This window comes from Acidihalobacter sp., assembly GCF_037381185.1.
In the GTDB taxonomy this organism is placed as follows: Bacteria; Pseudomonadota; Gammaproteobacteria; order DSM-5130; family Acidihalobacteraceae; genus Acidihalobacter_A.
Genome location: NZ_JARRQY010000027.1, coordinates 1 through 19,293, shown reverse-complemented (window position 1 = coordinate 19,293; position 19,293 = coordinate 1). Strand labels below are relative to the sequence as shown.

Genomic DNA, 19,293 nt, shown 5'->3' with positions numbered 1-19,293 from the left:
ACCGAACATGCGACAAGAGAATTATCGGAGGAGAGTAGAGATCATGACGAATCCCAAACTTGCCGGTGGGCGCGACTTGCTGCGCGTCGAGTTCCCGGAGCCGGGCATTGCCCATCTGAGCCTGAACCGGCCGGAGAAGCGCAATGCCGTCAACGATGCCCTGATGACGCAGCTGCATACCGCCTGCGTCGGCTTGCCCGAGGATACGCGCGCGATCATCCTCAGCGGCGAGGGCGAGCACTTCTGTGCCGGACTGGACCTGTCTTCGCTGGAAGAGCGCAGCGTGGCCGAGGGCATCCTGCATTCCCGTGGCTGGCATTCCGCCTTTGATCAGGTGCAGTTCGGCCGGGCGCCGGTGATCAGCGTGCTGCACGGTGCCGTGGTCGGAGGCGGCCTGGAGCTGGCCGCCTCGACGCACCTGCGGGTGGCCGAGGACAGCACCTTCTACGGCCTGCCGGAGGGCGCGCGCGGGTTGTTCGTGGGCGGCAGCGGTTCGGTGCGTATTCCCCAGCTGATCGGCTATTCGCGCATGACCGACATGATGCTGACCGGCCGTGTGCTGGGCGCCGACGAAGGCCAGCAGGTCGGTATTTCCAACTACCGCGTGGCCGACGGCGCAGGCTTGGAAAAGGCCTTCGAGCTTGCCCGCCGCATCGCCACCAACGCGCCGCTGTCCAACTACGCCGTCATGCACGCCCTGCCGCGTATCGCGCGCATGTCGCAGGACGACGGACTTTTCGTGGAAGCGTTGATGGCGGCGATCGCGCAGGGCGACGATGCCGCCAAGTCGCGCATGCGCGACTTCCTGGAAGGCCGTGCGGAGAAAGTGCGGAGGGAAGAGTGATGGCGCGCCCGGCGGTTCGTGATTGCGCCGTCGGCGGCTGCGTCGAGGCAAGCGTCGAGCGCCACCCTGACGGGAGCTTCGTGCTGCGTTCCACGGAGTCTTTGGGTGAGTATCCCGAACGGCTCACGGACGTTCTCGAACACTGGGCCGAGGCCACACCGGACCGGACCTTCGTCGCCCGCCGCGACAAGTGCGGAGAGTGGGTGGAAATCAGCTATGCGCAGATGCTCGACCGGGCCAGACGGATTGCCGCCGGGCTGCGCGTACGGGGCCTCGATGCCGAGCGGCCGGTAGCGGTCCTGGCGGAGAACAGCCTCGAGCACCTGACGATGGCGATCGGCGCGATGTACGCCGGCGTGCCCTATACGCCGATTTCTCCGGCCTATGCGCTGCTGTCAAAGGATTACGCCAAGTTGGGTTTCATTCTGGATACGCTCACGCCGGGGCTGGTGTATGCCTCCGGGCCGGCTTTTGCGCCGGCGATCGAGGCCGTGGTCGAGACAGACGTGGAAGTGGTGCTCAATGAGGGCGAGCTGGATTCCCGCCCCAGCACATCGTTTGCCTCGCTGCTCGATGCAGAGCCGGTCTCTCTGGACCATGTGCATGAAAACATCGGCCCGGACACCATCGCCAAGTTCCTGTTCACCTCCGGCTCCACCAGGATGCCCAAGGGTGTGATCAACACGCACCGCATGCTGTGTGCGAATCTGCAGATGATCAGCCAGTCGCTGCGCTTCCTGACCGAGGAACCGCCGGTGCTGGTCGACTGGCTGCCCTGGAACCACACCTTCGGCGGCAATCACAATGTCGGCATCGTGCTCTACAACGGCGGCACGCTGTATATTGACGACGGCAAGCCGACGCCGCAGGGCATCTGCGAGACGCTGCGCAATCTGCGCGAGATCGCCCCGACGGTGTATTTCAACGTGCCCAAGGGCTTCGAGGAGATTGCCGCGGCCATGGAGCGCGACGACGTGCTGCGCAACCGTCTGTTCTCGCGGGTGAAGGCCTTCTTCTTCGCCGGGGCCGGTATGCCGCAGGCGGTGTGGGACCAGCTCGATCAGTTGGGACAGCGGACGCTCGGCCAGCGCATTCCGGTGTTCACCGGCCTGGGCATGACCGAAACCTCGCCTTCGTCGATGTTCGCCGTCGGGCCTGACGTGGAATCGGGTCACATCGGCCTGCCGGTGCCCGGCGTCGAGGCGAAACTGGCGCCGGTCGACGGCAAGCTTGAAGTGCGTTTTCGCGGACCGAACGTGATGCCCGGTTACTGGCGCTCGCCGGAGAATACCGCGCAGGCCTTCGACGAAGAGGGCTACTACTGCACCGGCGATGCCGTCTGCTTCATCGATCCGGACGACACGCAGAAGGGATTGCGCTTCGACGGACGTATTGCCGAGGACTTCAAACTGTCCAGCGGCACGTTCGTCAATGTCGGCGTGCTGCGCGCGCGCATTATCGAGGCGGGCGCGCCCAACGTGCAGGATGCGGTGATCACCGCGCCCGACCGCGACGATATCGGTGTGCTGCTGTTCCCGCGCCTTGATGCCTGCCGTGCGCTGGCCGGCTTGGCGGAGGATGCCCCCGCCGCCGAGGCTCTGGGGCATGAGGCGGTGCGCGCGTTCTTTCAGGAGCTGGTCGATCTCCTGTGGCGCGAGGGAACCGGCAGCGCCAACCGGGTCGCCCGTGCGCTGGTGATGCGCGAGCCGCCCTCGATCGATCTCGGCGAGATCACCGACAAGGGCTCGCTCAACCAGCGCGCGGTGCTCAAGCACCGGGCGGCGTTGATCGAGTCGATGTACGCCGATCCCTATGGTGATGCGGGCGTGCTGCTGCCGCGCGGCGAATCGCGGGCGACTTCACGGGAGGCGGGATGAACATTCAGGGACAGACGGCGGTCGTCACCGGCGGCGGCTCGGGCCTGGGGGCGGCTACCGCCTGGGAACTCGCGGCGCGCGGTGCGCGCGTCGCGGTGCTGGACGTCAACGCCGAGGCGGCCGAGGCACAGGCCGCAGAGATCGGCGGCCTCGGATGCGCCTGCGACATCACGGATGCGGCAGCGGTCGAGCGGACGCTCGAGCGGGTGCGCGAGGAACTGGGCCCGGTGCGCGTGTTGATGAACGTCGCCGGGATCGGCGGCGCACGGCGTGTCGTCGGCCGCGACGGCTCGCCGATGCCTCTGGAGGACTTCCGGCGCGTGGTCGAGGTCAACCTGGTCGGCACGTTCAACGTGATCCGCCTCGCGGCGGCGGCGATGGCCGCGCTCGAGCCGCTGGAAGACGGCGAGCGCGGGGTGATGGTGAATACCGCGTCGGTGGCCGCCTATGATGGCCAGGTGGGGCAGGAGGCCTATGCGGCATCCAAGGGCGGACTGGTGTCGCTGACCCTGCCGCTGGCCCGCGACCTGGCGCAGCATGGCGTGCGGGTGTGTACCATTGCGCCGGGCCTGTTCCTGACGCCTTTGCTGGCGGAACTGCCGACCGAGGTGCAGGATTCGCTGGCGGCTTCGATTCCTTTTCCCAAGCGTCTGGGCAAGCCCGAGGAATTCGCGGTCCTGGCCGCGCACATCGTCGAGAACGCCGCGCTCAACGGCGAGGTCATTCGCCTCGACGGCGCGCTGAGGATGCCGCCACGCTAAGGTTGCGGCGAAATTGTGAGGGCAGGGCGCAGGCGTTACCTTTGTTGATCCGGCAACTATTTGGCTGCCGGATCAACAGGGACGCGCTGATTGAATGAGCGAGCGGCGCGCAATGTACCAGTTCGCCTGTGTCACACGATATCGGGGGAGTATGTCCGAAGAAAAGACTTCAGCCGCGGCAAGAGCCAAGGCCAGGCCGTCGGCAGCGTTCGCCGGGCTCGACCAGTCCTGCCTGCAACACGTGCTGGGTTACCAGCTGGCGCAGGCCGAGATCCCGACGAGCAAGATCTTTGCGCGCAGTATCGGCAAGCCGCTGGGCCTGCGGCCCGTCGAGTTCACCATTTTGCTGCTGCTGGCCCATAACCGAGATGTGACCCAGAAGCAGCTGGCGCAGGCGCTGGTCGTCACCGCGCCCGGCATGACGGTGCTGCTCGATCGTCTGGCGGCACGGGGGCTGGTCGCGCGCGAGCGCAACGCCGGTGACCGGCGTTCGCAATTCGTGCGCCTGACGGAGGACGGGGAAACGCTGGCGCAGCGTGCCCACGAGGTATCCCTGAGCATGGAGCAGGAGCTGCTGCGCCACTTGAGCGCCGCGGAACAGGCCATGCTGTTCGAGTTGCTGTTCAAAGTGGCCAAGCACCGGCGCGCATAGCTTCGTTCATGTCGGAGCGGACGGTCTCCATCCGCGCTCATTCGGTGAGTCGGCGCCGCGCGGCTTTCAGCCTGTAGTCCAGTTGCCGGCGTGTAATGCCCAGCAATCGTGCGGCAGCGGCCAGATTGCCTCCGCTGAGGCTCACCGCTTCCTCCAGCAGCCGGTATTCCACGGCGTCGAGGGAGATGCCCTCCTGCGGGGCAGGCTGGCTGCGCCTGATCTGTTCCAGCAAGGGGGCGTTCTCTGCGTCCGGAGTCGCTACCGAATCCAGGCCGCCGCCGCTGCCCACGGCCAGCAGCAGGTGCTCGTCCAATTGCTCGCTGCGGAACATGTGCGGCACGTCTATGGCCGCGCCGTCCTCGGCGGCGATCACGCCGCGCTCGATCAGATTCTGCAGTTCGCGGATGTTGCCGGGGAAGCGGTAGTTGAGCAGCGCGCGGGTGGCCCGCGAGGTGAAGCCCGTCGGCGCGCGCGTGTGGCGGCGTTTCGCCAAGTGCAGGAAGTGGTTCATCAGCAGGGGAATATCGTCGCGCCGCTCGCGCAGCGGCGGGAGATGGATGGGGTAGACGTTGAGGCGGAAATACAGGTCCTCGCGGAAGCGGCCGGCGTCCACCTCGTCGCGCAGATCGACGTTGCTGGCAGCGATGACGCGCACGTCGACATCGAGGGTGCGGGTTCCGCCGACGCGTTCGATCTCGCCTTCCTGCAACGCGCGCAGCAGCTTGCCCTGGGTGACCAGGCTGAGGCTGGCGATCTCATCGAGGAACAGGACGCCGCCATCGGCGCGTTCGAAGCGTCCGGGGCGCGAGGCCGAGGCGCCGGTGAAGGCGCCGCGCTCTACGCCGAACAGCTCGGCTTCGGCCAGCGTTTCGGGAATGGCCGCGCAGTTGACGGCGATGAACGGCTGGCCAGAGCGGGGGCTGATGCGATGCAGCATGCGCGCGAAGGCTTCCTTGCCGACACCGGATTCCCCGGTGAACAGCACCGTAGCCTGTGTCGGCGCGACGCGGTGGAGCTGGTGGCAGGCGGAGTTGAAGCCGGCCGAGGCGCCGATCACGTCGTGCGGGTCGATCTCGGCGGGGCTCTCGGATGTGGCGTAGGCCGGCTCGGGTTGTGCGGCGGACGCCTCGTGCGTGGCGGCGCCGAGTCCGGCAAAGTCCTGCGCCTGCAGATAGCGGATGTCTTCGCTGACGTCGCCCCAGGCTTCCGCATTCTTTCCCACCACGCGGCACACGCTCGCGCCGGTGGCGCGGCATTCGACTTCGCGGAACACCACGAGGCGGCCGAACAGCGTGGTGACGTAGCCCATCGCGTAGCCAAGCTCCATCCAGCAGGCCGGTTCGGTGCCCACGCCGTAGGCGGCGATGTGCTCGTCGTCTTCGCTGCAGTGATGCCAGAGGAATTCGCCGGAGTAGTAGCCGCGGTCGATGTCGAAATCGAACTGCACGGGTTCGACGCGGGCGACGCCTTCGAGGGTATGCAGCCGCGTGCCGGCCATGAACACCGAGGCGATGTCGCTTTCCGGCCAGCGTTCACGAACGAGCTGGGCATCGCGCGCGCCGGAGACGTAGCCGGTGCGGGTGAGCAGGCCGCGGGCGCGCTCGATACCCAGCGTTTCGACCAGCTCGCGGCGCAGCTGGCCCAGCGACGAGCTGTGGACGAGTTGCATGCGCTGGTCGTTGAGCCAGATGCGGCCGTCGCCGGGCGAGAAGAATACGCATTCGGTCAGGTCGGTGAGAGTGGGAGCGCCGTCACCGCTGAAATGTTCGCTGTCGGCACGCCGCAGCATAGCGCCGTTGGCGCGTGAGACTTCCGCCAGGGAAATGCGGGGGAGCAGTTCGTCGAGATCGTGCGTATTGTCCATATGGTTGATTGCCGGGCAGGTGGAATCGTCGATTTGACCATTTAGTCTAGTCGTAGTCCTGTGAATTGCCCGTTGCAGGTCCGCGTTGAAGCTCCGGCGGTGCTGCGGAGCGAGCCGGCACCTTCAGCGCGGACGAGCCTCGGGGACATTACGTGCCGCCCGGCGCGCTCCTGTGGCGCATATCTGGCACGTGCTTTGCCCTTTAATTATCAGCCGCAAGCATTAGGCGGCGATAAATAACGACATCACGATTGATAGGAGGAGTCCTCATGGGTATAGCCGAGACCCCGGCTTTTCTGTCCCCGCAGCATTGGGACGAGCGCGTTTTCACTGGAACCTGGACGTCCACCAAGGGCGGCGCACGCGAGGTCGTCGAGCCTGCCACCGGCGAGGTGTTGGCGCGGGTCGGTATTGCCGATGGCGCGGACATGGGGCAGGCCTGCGAGGCGGCTGCTGCTGCGCAGCCGGTCTGGGCGGCGATGGCGCCGCGTGAGCGCGCCGAGATCATGCGCCGCGCCGGCACGCTGTTCGAGCAGCATGCCGAGGAACTGGCGCTGTTCATCGCCCGCGAGACCGGCGGCATCCTGCCCAAGGCGCAGCACGAGGTCCGCGAGGCGGCGACGCTGTGCCATCTGGCCGCCGGCTCGGTCCTGCAGTCGCAGGGTGTCGTGCTGCCCAGCACGCCCGGCCGTCTGAGCTTCGCGCGCCGTGTGCCGCACGGTGTGGTCGGCGTGATCTCGCCGTTCAACTTCCCGCTGATCCTCTCGTTGCGCGCAGTCGCCCCCGCGCTGGCTGCCGGCAACGCGGTGGTGCTCAAGCCGGATCCGCAGACGCCGGTCAGCGGCGGGTTCATCATCGCCCGTGTGTTCGAGGAAGCCGGGCTGCCGGCCGGCGCGCTGCAGGTGCTGCCGGGTGGGGCCGATGCGGGGGAAGCTCTGGTCACGCACCCGTTGACCCGGATGATCCAGTTCACCGGTTCGACCGCAGTGGGCCGGCTCATCGGCGAACAGTGCGGCAAGCACCTGAAGAAGGTGTCGCTGGAGCTGGGCGGCAAGAGTGCGCTGATCGTGCTCGAGGATGCTGATCTCGACCTCGCCGCGAGCAACGTGGCCTGGGGCGCCTGGCTGCACCAGGGGCAGATCTGCATGGCGTCGGGGCGCGTGCTGGTGCACGAGAAGATCGCTCCGGCGCTGATCGCCAAGCTGGTGGAGAAGGCCGAGCACATGCCGGTGGGCGACCCCAAGACCGGGCAGGTGGCGCTGGGGCCGATGATCAACGCCAAGCAGGTCGAGCGTGCCTACGGCATCGTGCACGACTCGGTGCAGGCTGGGGCCAAGCTCGAAGCGGGCGGCACGCATGAGGGCCTGTTCTTCAAGCCGACGGTGCTTTCCGGCGTGCGCCCCGGCATGCGCGCCTTCGCGGAGGAGGTGTTCGGCCCGGTGGTGAACATCAGTACCTTCGCCAGCGACGACGAGGCGGTGGCCCTGGCCAACGATACCGAGTACGGCCTGGCCGCGGCGGTGATCTCGCCGGACGTGGCGCGTGCGCTGGCCATCGGCGACCGCATCAAGACCGGCATGCTGCACATCAACGACCAGACCGTGAACGATGAATGCGTCAATCCCTTCGGCGGCATGGGTTGCTCGGGCAACGGCGGGCGCGTCGGCGGCCCGGCGGACGTCGACGAGTACACCCAGTGGCAGTGGGTGACGGTCAAGGGAGAAGCGCCGCAGTACCCGTTCTGAGGCAGTCGGTATAGAGGGCCTGCTCAATGCGGGCCCTCAACACAATAATTCTGGAGCAGGAGGAGTCTTTATCCATGGAAATCAAAGCCGCCGTCAGCCGCACTGCGGGTGCAGACCTGTCGCTGGAAACCCTGGAGTTGGAGGAGCCGCGCGAAAACGAAATCCTGGTGCGCGTGGTCGCCACCGGCGTTTGCCACACCGACATCGTGGTGCGCGACCAGCACCTGCCGACGCCGCTGCCCGTGGTGCTCGGGCATGAGGGCTCGGGCGTGGTGGAGCGCGTGGGACGCTCGGTCACCAAGGTGCAGCCGGGCGACCATGTGGTCATGACCTACAATTCCTGTGGCCATTGCCCCAGCTGCGCGGAAAACGAGATGGCTTACTGCCACGAATTCTTCCCGCGCAACTTCTTTGCCGCCCGCGAGGATGGCAGCAGCGCCCTGTCCAAGGACGGCGAGCGCGTCAACAGCAACTTCTTCGGCCAGTCTTCGTTTGCGAACTATGCGCTGTGTCACGAGCGTAACGTGGTGCGCGTGCCGCAGGATGCGCCGCTGGATCTGCTCGGGCCGCTGGCCTGCGGCGTGCAGACCGGCGCGGGGGCGGTGTTGAACGCGCTGAAGGTGCGTCCCGGTCGTTCCTTCGCGGTGTTCGGTACCGGTTCCGTGGGGCTTTCCGCGATCATGGCCGCGCGGGTGGCCGGCGCCACGACCATCGTCGCCGTCGATATCAACGACGAGCGCCTGGACTTCGCGCGCGAGATCGGCGCGACGCATACGATCAATTCGAAGAACGAGAACGCGACCGAGGCGCTCATGCAGCTCACCGGCACGGGCTTGAACTACGCGCTCGACACCACCGGGCTGGGCAGCGTGATCCGCGACGCCGTGCTCAGCCTCGCGCCGCGCGGGGTATGCGGCGTGCTCGGCGCTTCCGCGCCGGGTTCGGAGATCGCGCTGGACGAGGTGCATTTCATGAGCGGCGGGCGAAGGCTGATGGGCATCGTCGAAGGCGAATCGGTGCCGGACGTGTTCATTCCGACGCTCATCGGGCTGTATCAGGCGGGGCAGTTCCCGTTCGACAAGCTGGTGCGGTTCTATCCCTTCGAGGACATCAACCAGGCGATCCACGATTCCGAAAACGGCATGGCGATCAAGCCGATCCTACGCATGTAGGCCGGCATTAGCCGGGACTCACGCGTGCAACCGAACTAAATCTGAATCGGGAGGAATCGCCCATGTTGGACAAGCAGATAGCGACGCTGCTGGATATGGCCAAGGCGTCAGGTGCTCCGGATCTGTGCGAACTGCCGCCTGAGGTCTGCCGGCAGGTTTATAGCGAGATCGTCCGTTCGTCCGATCTCGCAGCCGCCGACGTGCAGATCGACGAGCGGAGCATAGATGGGCCCGGAGGCGCGTTGGGTCTGCGCATCTATACGCCGCGCGATGCTGCAGCCACGCCCCGTAGTGCCGTCCTCTTCCTGCACGGCGGAGGGTTTGTGGTCGGCGCGCCGCAGGATTACGACGGACTGGTCAGCACGCTGTGCCGGGAAAGCGATTGCGTGGTCGTGTCGGTCGATTATCGCCTGGCTCCGGAGCATCCGTTTCCGGCGGCGGTTGAGGATTCCGAGGCGGCCATGGGCTGGCTGTTCGATCATGCCTCAGAACTGGGTGCCGATGCACGGCGCGTGGTGGTCGCCGGCGATAGTGCCGGAGGCAATCTGGCCGCGGTGCTGGCGCTGCTCAACCGCAGCTCGGAGGGGCCTATCCTGGCCGGGCAGATCCTGCTCTATCCGGTGACCTCCGAGCGCCCGGGGATGTTCGAGTCCTATGCGCGCTATGAGTCGGGGTATTTCCTCACGCGCGGGAGCATGAACTACTTCAGCCGGCATTATCACGGCCCCGACCTCGCCGCGGCCGACTGGCGTGGCGCGCCGCTGTTGGCGGAGGACGTTTCCGAGCTGCCGCCGGCCCTGGTCCTGGTGGGTGGTTTCGACCCTCTGCGCGACGAAGGAGTCGCCTACGCCAGGAGGCTTTCGGAAGCCGGCAACCAGGTCATGCTTGTGGAATACGCCGGCTTGACTCATGGATTCATGGTTATGGGCGGCGTGGTGAATGCGGCGCGTCTCGCGGTGGGGCAGGTGGCCTCGACCGTCAAGCTGATGACCGGTGCAGTAGTGGCGTGAATACCATAAGGGGACACTGCCGTGTTGGTGGCGTCCCCTTACGTCCGCCAGGCGCGACCGGCAACGCACTGATCAAGAGTGTGGACAGGCCCTAGTGGAAATCGCGCGACTTTGTGGACAAGCGCCCCAGCTGGCTGTCGTAATCCTCCAGCTGCCGGGCGATCAGATGATGTACGCCGTCGCTGCGTTCGACCACGCCGCTGACGCCGATTAGGCGCCCGTGCAGCACCAGGGCCCGACAGCGCTCGGCGAGTTCGCGCCATACCACGACGTTGATCGAGCCGAACTCGTCTTCCAGCGTCAGAAAGACAACCCCGGTGGCGGTACCGGGGCGCTGCCGGCCGGTGACCAGGCCGGCGGTTCTGGCGGCGTGGTCGTGCGGTATGCGCCGGAGTTCGGCGGACGAACAAAAGCGCCGGCGGGGGAAACGCCCGCGCAGCAGCGCCAGCGGGTGCCGGCCGAGAGTGAAGCCCAGATGGCCGTAATCGGCGACCAGATCCTCGCCCTCGCCGGGTGGCGCGAGCGGCGGCGTGTCGTCGGCAATAGGTACGTCCCGTAGCAGGTCGCCCTGGCGTTGCAGGCCCAGCGCCTGCCAGCGTGCCAGATGGCGATGACCGGCCAGTGACTCCAGCGCGCCGGCCGCAGCCAGGCATTTGAGGTCGCGCCGGGACAGTCCGCCGCGCCGGCTCAGCTCGTCCATGTCAGCAAACGGTGCTTGTGCGCGGGCTTCGATCAGCCCTTGGACGCCATCCGATGACAGTCCTTTGACCAGGCGAAGACCCAGACGCAGGGCAGGTTGCCGCGCGTCGGTGGGTTCCAGTGTGCAATCCCAGGCGCTCGTCTGTACGTCGACCTTCCTGATTTCCACGCCGTGGCGGCGCGCGTCCTGGAGCAGCTGGGAAGGGGCGTAGAAGCCCATCGGCTGACTGTTGAGCAGGGCGGTGGTGAATGCCGCCGGCTCATGGCGCTTGAGCCAGGCAGAGGCGTAGGCGAGCAGGGCGAAGCTGGCGGAGTGCGATTCCGGGAAGCCGTATTCCGCGAAGCCCTCGATCTGCCGGCAGATCTGCCCGGCGAAGACGGCGTCGTAGCCGCGCTCATACATGCCGTCGCGCAGGCGCTGCTGGAAAACGGCGAGATTGCCCTTGCGGCGCCAGGCTGCCATGGCGCGGCGCAGCTGATCGGCCTCGCCGGCCGTAAAGCCCGCGGCCGCCATCGCCAGATGCATGACCTGCTCCTGGAAGATGGGCACGCCCAGCGTGCGTTCGAGTACGCCGCGTACGGCCTTGCTGGGATAGACGACCGGTTCCAGTCCCTGGCGTCGGCGCAGATAGGGGTGCACCATCTCCCCCTGGATCGGGCCTGGGCGCACCAGCGCGATTTCGATGACCAGATCGTAGAAGTTGCGAGGCTTGAGCCGCGGCAGCATGGACATCTGGGCGCGCGATTCGATCTGGAACACGCCGATGGTGTCGGCGCGCTGCAGCATGCGGTAGACGGCGGGGTCTTCCGGCGGAATGCCGGCCAGGCACAGATCGGTGCCGCGATGACGGTTGACGAGTTCCAGCGCGCGGCGGATGGCGCTCAGCATGCCCAGCGCCAGCACGTCGACCTTGAGCAGTCCCATGGCGTCCAGGTCGTCCTTGTCCCATTGGATGACGGTGCGCTCGGGCATGGCTGCGTTCTCGACCGGCACCAGCCGCGATAGCGGCTCGTGCGAGATGACGAAGCCGCCGACGTGCTGCGACAGGTGCCGGGGGAAGCCGATGAGGGTGGTGGCGAGCACGAGCCAGCGCCGCACCATTGGGCCCTCCGGGTCGAGGCCGAGTTCGCGCAGACGCTGAGGCGGTATCGGTTCGCTGCCGCCCCAGACGAGCGAGCGGGTCACCGCTTCGATGTGTGCCGGCGCCATGCCCAGCGCCTTGCCGACGTCGCGGATGGCGCTTTTGGGGCGATAGCTGATGACCGTGGCCGCCAGCGCGGCGCGTTCGCGCCCGTACTTCGCGTAGATGTACTGAATGACTTCCTCGCGCCGCTCGTGTTCGAAATCGACGTCGATGTCCGGCGGCTCGCCGCGTTCGCGGGATATGAAGCGTTCGAACAGCAGCGACATGCGGGAGGGGTCGACCTCGGTGATGCCGAGGCAGTAGCACACGGCGGAATTGGCGGCCGAACCGCGGCCCTGGCAGAGGATTCCGTGCTCGCGTGCGAAGCGCACGATGTCATGCACGGTGAGGAAGTAGGATTCGTAGCGCAGCTCGGCGATCAGCGCGAGTTCGTGCTCGACGAGACCCTGCACTCTGGCCGGCGCGCCGGCCGGCCAGCGCGACCGCATGCCGGCTTCGACAAGCATGCGCAGATGCGTGGCGGTCGTCATGCCGTCGGGCACAAGCTCCTGCGGATACTGATAGCGCAGCTCCTCGAGCGAGAACCGGCAGCGTTCGGCGATGCGCAGGGTCTGCTCCAGCCAGGCGGAAGGGTAGAGCCGGGCCAGCCGCTCGCGCGGGCGCAGATGGCGCTCGCCGTTCGCCTGCAAGGCGAGGCCGGCCTCTGCGACGGTGCAGCCCAGGCGGATCGCGGTGAGCGTGTCGTGCAGGGCGCGGCGTCCGCGGGCATGCATGTGCACGTCGCCGGTCGCCACCAGCGGGACGGAGAGTTCGGCGGCGAGCGTCCGGCAGTATTGCGCATGTCCGTGGTCGTGCGGTCCGTGCAGGCGTTCGACGGCGATCCAGCAGCGCGAGGCGAACCGGCGAGCCAGCCGGCCGAGCCGCTGCCGGTCGTCACCCTTCCGGGGCAGCAGCAGGGCCAGGCAGCCCTCTATGCCGGCGCTCAAATCTGCGCATTCGAGGCGGTAACTGCCCTTCTCCGCGGCCCGTCGCGCCCTGCTGATCAGTTGCGAGAGCCGTCCGTAGCCGTTACGGTCGGTGGCCAGCAGAACCAGCCTCGGCCCCTCGGTGAGTCTGAACTCGCTGCCGATGATGAGCTGCAGGCCGCGTTCTCTGGCGGCGACATGCGCACGCACCACGCCGGCCAGCGAGCATTCGTCGGTGATCGCCAGGGCGTGGTAGCCCAGATCGGCGGCCCGCCGCACCAGCTCCTCGGGATGCGAGGCGCCGCGCAGGAAGCTGAAATTGCTCAGGCAATGCAGCTCCGCGTAGGCGGGGGCGGCGTCAGGCGAAGAGGCCATGGAGGAACCAGCCGCACGCGCCGCGGCGTTCGCGAAACACCCAGTACCGAGCCTGTTCGGCATCGTGGGCGATGTAGTAATCGCGCGCCACGTCACCGCCGTCCCACCAGCCGCTTTCGATGCGTTCGGGGCCGGATTCCAGCCTGAGCGGCGAATGCAGCCATGGCCGTCCCGAGCGCAACTCCAGGGTCTTGGGTTCGTCGAGCAACCACAGCGGACGGGGCGCATGCGGCGGGAGCGCGCCGGTCATGCCGGGGCGGGCGCATGCCCAGGCGCGTTCGGGGCGGTGGTCGGAGCGGCACAGCACGCCCCGTACGGCGTCTTCGCCCAGCCGGGCGCGCAACAGTTCCACCAGCGCCAGGCCGTCTGCCCGCGTGGCGTCGGGCTCATCGTAAAGCGGCAGATTACGGGGCGTCAGAGCGGCGACCCCGGTCACTTCAAGACCGATTTCCACGACCGGGTGTTCGAGCGAGATGCGCGTGAGGTGCTCGCGCAGCAACAGGTGTATGTGTCGGGGATCGCGGCTGAGGGTGGCCAGACCGAGCGTGAAGCGCGTCGCCGGGTGCCGGTGGTGATCGAAGCTCCAATGCAGCTGTCGGGTGCCGGCCTGCCTGCCGAGCAGGTAGCCGCCGAGTTCGAGCAGCAGGCGTTTGGCGGGGAAGAGCAGCGCTTCCCGGTCGGCGGTTTCGGCAGGCAGCGGCAGTCGGTGCTCGAAGCGTTCGGGCGGACGGAACGGAGACTGCGGATCGGCGCGGCGGCCGAGTATGCGGTCGAGCCGGTCGAGCAATGCGGGGCCGAAGCGGCGGGCGAATCCGCTGCGCGGCAGGTCGATGAGTTCGCCCAGGGTGCGCAAGCCGAGGCCGCGCAGACTTTCCAGTGTGTCGTCATCCAGCGCCAGAAGATCTAGCGGCAGGCCTCTGAGCGCATTGCCGAGTTCGGACATGCGGGTGATCGGGGCGGGGTTTGCGGAGCGCGCGAGGATGCAGGCTCCCAGGGGCGTCGGTGCGACGCCGCAAGCGGCATGGTAGCCGAGTGCGAAGGCGCACCGGCGGACGCGCCGCAACAGCGCTTCCATCCCGCCGAACAGCCGCAGGCTGCCGCCGATCTCGAGCAGCAGGGCGTCCGGAGGCTGCAGGCTCACTTGGGAGGTGAATTGCATGGCCCAGGCGGCGAGCGCTTCGAGGGCTCGTCGTTCGGCGTCTTCATCGCGTTCGCAAACCTGGAGATTGCCTGCCAAAGCCAGCGCCGATGCCGTTTTCATACCCGGGTGTATGCCGGCTGCCATAGCGGATGTGTTGCATGCGTACACGGCTTGCCGGGCGCCGTTGCCGGCGCCCACGGCCAAGGGGGCCGAGAGATCGCCCGGCCGGCTGCGTGAAAAGACCTCCAGGGACAACTGCGGAACATGCAGGCACAGCCAGAGCATGACGGGCGGTACGGCTGTTACTGAAACGCGGCGGAACGCGGCAGTTGAACCGAGTCGCCGCCCCAGGCGCCGCGGCGCTTGAGCAGTTCGAGGCGCAGTCCCTGCGCGGCGGGCTCGAGCTGGATTCTGAGCGCGGCGGGGCTTGCCTGCGCCGCTGCGGCCGGGCTGCGAAACAACACGCCCCAGCTGTTGCCGTGCTCGGCGGCGAGCTGCAGGCGGCGCAACTGCTTGAAATCCGGCTCGGCGCTAAGCCAGGCGAGCACGGCGCTGCACGAGCCGGCACGCAGGCTCTGTTCGATCGCCCAGAGCTGGTCGGTCAGGGAGCGGACTTCGATCCAGAGCAGACGGGCGATGTCCAGGCCGTTGCCGTGCCAGGCCGGTGCATAGGGGATGTGAAGTGTGCCGACCAGGGCGATCCAGCGGTTCTCGTGACTGAGATGGGCGAGGGCGGGCATGAGCAGTCCGAGTTCGCCGATTGCCGGATGCGACAGGCAGAGTTCGGTCAGGGCGCCGCGCGGCCAGCCGCCGCCGGGAAGGCGTGCGTCGAGTTCGGGAAAACCGCTGGCGATGGCGTTGCCGGTTTCGCGGGTTGGGGACGGGCCGCGCCAGATTTGCGCATGCTGCAGCAGGGATTCGATTGCTGCGCTCATGAGGACAAGCCCCTGCGCAGGATGCCGACGCCGATGCCCTCGATGGCCAGAGGTTGGTGCCGCAGGTCGATGACGATGGGTTCGAAGTCCGGATTCTCGGGCAGCAGGCGCACGGTGTCGCCCTTGCGTTCGAAGCGTTTGACGGTCACCTCGTCGCCGAGCCGTGCGACCACGATCTGGCCGTTTTCCGCGGTGGCCGAGCGGTGCACCGCCAGCAGGTCCCCGTCCAGAATGCCGGCGTCGCGCATGCTCATGCCCTTTACCTGCAGCAGGTAGTCGGCATTCGGGGAAAACAGCGCCGGGTCGATGGGGCAGTAAGAGTCGATGTGCTCCTGTGCCAGAATCGGCTCGCCGGCGGCGACGCGGCCGACTACGGGCAGGCCGGCATCGTCCTGTTCGAGAATGCGAATTCCCCGGGAGGTGTTGGGCGTCAGGCTGATGGCGCCCTTGCGGGCCAGGGCCTGGAGGTGGTCCCTGGCCGCGTTGGCGGAACGAAAGCCGAGGGCCTTGGCAATCTCCGTCCGCGTGGGCGGCATTCCCGTGGTCGCGGTGTGTCGGCGGATGTAATCGAGTACCTGTCGTTGGCGGCTGGTGAGCATGGGCGCATACCGGGCGGGGTGTCTTTTAACTGATTATAATAACAGTGCTGGTGTTAAAGACAGTGGTTGAGGTTGCAGCGGACTCGGCGCTTCCGGAACGGTGCGCCGATATCGTGCTACGGGCCGTCAATAAAGCGTGCTGAACTGGCGTTTCCGCAGTTCGCGGTCGTACTCCATACCGGGATGTCGGCAAGGGCTGCAAGCATGGCGCCTGCAGTGGGAGCGTTCTCAGGTCTGCCTACCGGCAAGTGATCCCACAGGGTGGCTTCAGACGGCGACCAGCCGCAGCCGGGTGATTTCGGACGGCGCGCCGAAGCGCTTGGGAGGACCCCAATAGCCGGTGCCGCGGCTGGTGTAGACCCACAGGTCGCCGAGACGGTGCAGGCCGGCGGTGTAGGGCTGCTGCAGGCGGACGAAGTGGTTCCAGGGCCAGAACTGCCCGCCGTGCGTGTGGCCGGACAGCTGCAGGTCGAAACCGGCCGCCGCCGCGGCCGGGGCGCTACGCGGCTGATGCGCCAGCAGTACGCGTGTGCCGGCATCGGTCGGCGCGCCGGCCAGTGCCGCGGCCGGGTCGCTGCGCTCCTCCGGGACGAACTGATGCGCGCTGTAGTCGGTGACGCCGGCCAGCACCAGCGAGGCGCCGTCGTGTTCGAGCACGACGTGGCGGTTCTTGAGCACGTTGAGGCCCAGGCGCTGGAATTCCTCGCTCCAGGCGGCTTCGCCGGAATAGTACTCGTGGTTGCCGGTGACGAAGTAGGTGCCGTGGCGCGCGCTCAGGCGCGCCAGCGGCGCGGTGTGCGGGGCGAGATGTTCCACGCTGCCGTCGACCACGTCGCCGGTGACGGCCACGAGGTCGGCCTGCAGATCGTTGACCGCGTCGACGATGGCGTCGAGATAGTCGTGCTTGATGGTAGGGCCGACGTGGATGTCGCTGATCTGGGCGATGGTGAAGCCCTGCAGGGCGGCCGGCAGGCCGGGCAGCGGAATGTCGACATCGACGACGCGGGCGCGGCGACGGGCGTTGAAGAAGCCAAGTAGGCTGATGAGAACCGTGAGCAGCGGTACCGCGGCGGCCGACCACACCGCGCTGCGGCTTTCGACGGCGCCGGGCAGCACCAGTGCGCCGAGGCCTAGAAAAACGTCGCGCAGCACCGTGAGCACGAGCAGCGTCGAGAACACGCCCATCATCAGCGAACCGGCCCAGCCCAGCGCGTCGGCGAGACTCTGCCGTTTCACGAAGCGGGACAGGATGGTCGTGGGCAGCAGTACCCAGGACAGCGCCAGCCACGCGACGCCGAGTCCCTTGCCCCATGCGGCGACGGGCATATCCGGCAGCAGGCGCAGGCCGACGTAGAGGTGTAGCAGGGCGAGGATGAGGCTGACGACGAGCAGGAAGCGGTAGGGCGGTTTGCGGGAACGTGCAGGCATAGGAGCTGGCGGTGGCGGTCGATTGCAGCTATATGGTGGTCTTCGCGCGGCAACGCAAGGCCAAGGTCCTAATTGTGTTCCGACCGCATGCAGATGACAGACGTAAGGAGACGAGAATGAAGCTTGCAGGGAAGACGGCGATCGTGACGGGTGCGGCCAGCGGCATCGGCCGCGGCATCGCCGAGCTGCTGGCGCGCGAGGGCGCGGCGGTGGCCGTGGCCGACATCAATGCCGAGGCGGCGCGCGCGACCGCGCAGGCGATCGAGGCCGCGGGCGGGCGGGCCATGGGCGTGGCCATGGACGTGACCAGCGAGGAAGCGGTCAATGCCGGCACCGCACAGGTGGCCGAGGCCTTCGGCGACATCGATATCCTGGTGTCGAACGCCGGCATCCAGGTCGTCAACCCGATCGAGGAGTACGCCTTCGACGACTGGAAGCGCATGCTGGCGATCCATCTGGATGGCGCTTTCCTGACCACTAAGGCAGCGCTGCCGTATATGTACCGCGACAATCGCGGCGGCACCGTCATTTACATGGGTTCGGTGCATTCGCACGAGGCCTCGCCACTCAAGTCAGCCTATGTCACGGCCAAGCACGGCCTGCTGGGACTGGCGCGGGTGCTGGCCAAGGAGGGCGCGGCGCACAACGTGCGCTCACACGTGGTGTGCCCCGGGTTCGTGCGCACGCCGCTGGTCGAGAAGCAGATCCCAGAGCAGGCCCGCGAGCTGGGTATCACCGAGGAGGAGGTGGTGCGGCGCGTGATGCTGGGCAACACCGTCGACGGGATCTTCACCACCATCGAGGACGTGGCGCAGACCGTGCTGTTCCTCAGCGCCTTTCCGTCCGCCGCGCTGACCGGCCAGTCCGTGGTGGTGAGCCACGGCTGGTACATGCAGTAGCGCAGTTCGGACTCCAGCAGGCTAGATTCGTTCGACGGCCACGGCGGTGGCCTCGCCGCCGCCGATGCACAGCGTGGCGATGCCGCGCCGGGCCTCGCGCGCGGCCATCGCGTGCAGCAGAGTGACCAGGATGCGCGCGCCGCTGGCGCCGATCGGGTGGCCCAGCGCGCAGGCGCCGCCGTTGACGTTGACCTTGTCGCGCGCGATACCGTGGTCGTGCATGGCCGCCATGGTGACCACCGCGAAGGCCTCGTTGATCTCGAACAGGTCGACCTCGTCGGTGCGCCAGCCGGTGCGCTGCAGGAGTTTGCCGATGGCGCCGACCGGGGCGGTGGTGAACCATTCGGGTTCCTGCGCGTGCGAGGCGTGGCCGACGATGCGCGCCAGCGGCGTGAGTCCGCGGCGGGTGGCTTCCTCGGCAGTCATCAGCACCAGCGCGGCCGCGCCGTCGGAAATGCTCGAAGAGGTGGCGGCGGTGATGGTGCCACCGTCCTTGCGAAAGGCCGGGCGCAGGCTGGGGATCTTGTCCAGGTTGCAGCGTCCGGGTTCCTCGTCCTGTTCGACCAGGGTTTCGCCCTTGCGCGAAGCCACGAGTACCGATGCGATTTCGGCGGCGAAGCGGCCGCCGGCCTGTGCGGCCAGCGCGCGGCGCACCGAATCGCTGGCGAAGGCGTCCTGCTGCTCGCGGGTGAAGCCGTAACGGTCCGCGGTGGCCTCGCCGAACACGCCCATGGCTTGGCCGTCGTAGGGGTTGGTGAGTCCATCCCAGGCCATGTGGTCGACGACGGCGAAGTTGCCGAAGCGGTTGCCGCCGCGCGAATTCGGGATCATGTGCGGTGCGTTGCTCATTGATTCCATACCGCCGGCGACGACGATGTCGGCGCTGCCGGCCTTGATCAGGTCGTGGCCGAGCATCACCGTCTTCATGCCTGAACCGCAGACCTTGTTCACCGTTGAGCAGCTCGTCGACTCGGGCAGACCGGCGCCGAGCGCGGCCTGGCGGGCAGGCGCCTGGCCGAGGTTGGCCGGCAGTACGCAGCCCATGAGCACTTCGGAGACTTCCTCACCGGCGATGCCGGTCTGCTCGAGCGCGGCGCGGATGGCGGTGGCGCCGAGCACGGGCGTCGGCACGCCGTTGAGACTGCCGAGAAAGGAGCCGATGGGGGTGCGCCGTGCGGCGGC

General features: G+C 67.5%; 15 protein-coding genes. 8 read left to right on the top strand and 7 right to left on the bottom strand.

Annotation, left to right across the window (positions count from 1 at the left end; genetic code table 11):
* Window positions 1–43: 43 nt before the first annotated feature.
* The 4 genes from P8014_RS10520 to P8014_RS10505 all read left to right on the top strand — a co-directional run bounded on the left by P8014_RS10520 (window position 44) and on the right by P8014_RS10505 (window position 4,134).
* On the top strand, window positions 44–844 hold the full coding sequence (locus P8014_RS10520) for a crotonase/enoyl-CoA hydratase family protein (RefSeq protein ID WP_337817279.1): 801 nt from the start codon (window positions 44–46) through the stop codon (window positions 842–844).
* On the top strand, window positions 844–2,721 hold the full coding sequence (locus tag P8014_RS10515; RefSeq protein ID WP_337817278.1) for a feruloyl-CoA synthase: 1,878 nt from the start codon (window positions 844–846) through the stop codon (window positions 2,719–2,721). Before P8014_RS10520 ends, P8014_RS10515 begins: the two co-directional genes overlap by 1 nt.
* A complete protein-coding gene (locus P8014_RS10510; RefSeq protein ID WP_337817277.1) occupies window positions 2,718–3,482 on the top strand; it encodes an SDR family NAD(P)-dependent oxidoreductase in 765 nt (254 codons plus the stop codon). The genes P8014_RS10515 and P8014_RS10510 overlap by 4 nt, the downstream gene beginning before the upstream one ends.
* Window positions 3,483–3,633: 151 nt before the next feature.
* Window positions 3,634–4,134 (top strand): MarR family transcriptional regulator, encoded by a 501-nt coding sequence (locus P8014_RS10505; protein ID WP_337817276.1) that lies wholly within the window; start codon window positions 3,634–3,636, stop codon window positions 4,132–4,134.
* Window positions 4,135–4,171: 37 nt separating this feature from the next.
* Here the strand turns inward: P8014_RS10505 and P8014_RS10500 are convergent, their stop codons facing one another.
* On the bottom strand, window positions 4,172–5,998 hold the full coding sequence (locus tag P8014_RS10500; protein ID WP_337817275.1) for a sigma 54-interacting transcriptional regulator: 1,827 nt from the start codon (window positions 5,996–5,998) through the stop codon (window positions 4,172–4,174).
* Between the two features lie 269 nt (window positions 5,999–6,267).
* Between P8014_RS10500 and P8014_RS10495 the strand changes: the two genes are divergently transcribed.
* The 3 genes from P8014_RS10495 (at window position 6,268) to P8014_RS10485 (ending at window position 9,925) form a co-directional block, all read left to right on the top strand.
* Window positions 6,268–7,743, top strand: a complete 1,476-nt coding sequence (locus P8014_RS10495; RefSeq protein WP_337817274.1) for a benzaldehyde dehydrogenase — start codon at window positions 6,268–6,270, stop codon at window positions 7,741–7,743.
* Between the two features lie 74 nt (window positions 7,744–7,817).
* Entirely contained in the window at window positions 7,818–8,915 is a 1,098-nt protein-coding gene (locus P8014_RS10490) for an NAD(P)-dependent alcohol dehydrogenase (protein ID WP_337817273.1), read from the top strand.
* A 62-nt stretch (window positions 8,916–8,977) separates the two neighbouring features.
* Window positions 8,978–9,925, top strand: a complete 948-nt coding sequence (locus P8014_RS10485) for an alpha/beta hydrolase (protein WP_337817272.1) — start codon at window positions 8,978–8,980, stop codon at window positions 9,923–9,925.
* Window positions 9,926–10,016: 91 nt separating this feature from the next.
* On the opposite strand, the gene P8014_RS10480 is transcribed toward P8014_RS10485, so the two are convergent.
* From P8014_RS10480 to P8014_RS10460, 5 genes are all read right to left on the bottom strand, one after another.
* On the bottom strand, window positions 10,017–13,109 hold the full coding sequence (locus tag P8014_RS10480; RefSeq protein WP_337817271.1) for an error-prone DNA polymerase: 3,093 nt from the start codon (window positions 13,107–13,109) through the stop codon (window positions 10,017–10,019).
* Window positions 13,093–14,535, bottom strand: coding sequence for a DNA polymerase Y family protein (locus P8014_RS10475; RefSeq protein ID WP_337817270.1), 1,443 nt, complete (start codon window positions 14,533–14,535; stop codon window positions 13,093–13,095). The genes P8014_RS10480 and P8014_RS10475 overlap by 17 nt, the downstream gene beginning before the upstream one ends.
* A gap of 17 nt (window positions 14,536–14,552) precedes the next feature.
* Window positions 14,553–15,185, bottom strand: coding sequence for a translesion DNA synthesis-associated protein ImuA (imuA, locus tag P8014_RS10470; protein ID WP_337817269.1), 633 nt, complete (start codon window positions 15,183–15,185; stop codon window positions 14,553–14,555).
* Window positions 15,182–15,784: a transcriptional repressor LexA gene (lexA, locus tag P8014_RS10465; protein ID WP_337817268.1), complete on the bottom strand. Its 603-nt coding sequence runs from the start codon at window positions 15,782–15,784 to the stop codon at window positions 15,182–15,184. Before lexA ends, imuA begins: the two co-directional genes overlap by 4 nt.
* 267 nt (window positions 15,785–16,051) lie before the next feature.
* Window positions 16,052–17,212, bottom strand: a complete 1,161-nt coding sequence (locus tag P8014_RS10460) for a metallophosphoesterase (protein ID WP_337817267.1) — start codon at window positions 17,210–17,212, stop codon at window positions 16,052–16,054.
* A 116-nt stretch (window positions 17,213–17,328) separates the two neighbouring features.
* Here P8014_RS10460 and P8014_RS10455 point away from each other — a divergent pair, with 116 nt between their 5' ends.
* Window positions 17,329–18,111 (top strand): 3-hydroxybutyrate dehydrogenase, encoded by a 783-nt coding sequence (locus P8014_RS10455; protein WP_337817266.1) that lies wholly within the window; start codon window positions 17,329–17,331, stop codon window positions 18,109–18,111.
* Window positions 18,112–18,132: 21 nt separating this feature from the next.
* Here the strand turns inward: P8014_RS10455 and P8014_RS10450 are convergent.
* Window positions 18,133–19,293 (bottom strand): acetyl-CoA C-acyltransferase (locus tag P8014_RS10450; protein ID WP_337817265.1); only part of this gene is annotated, 1,161 nt, incomplete at its 5' end.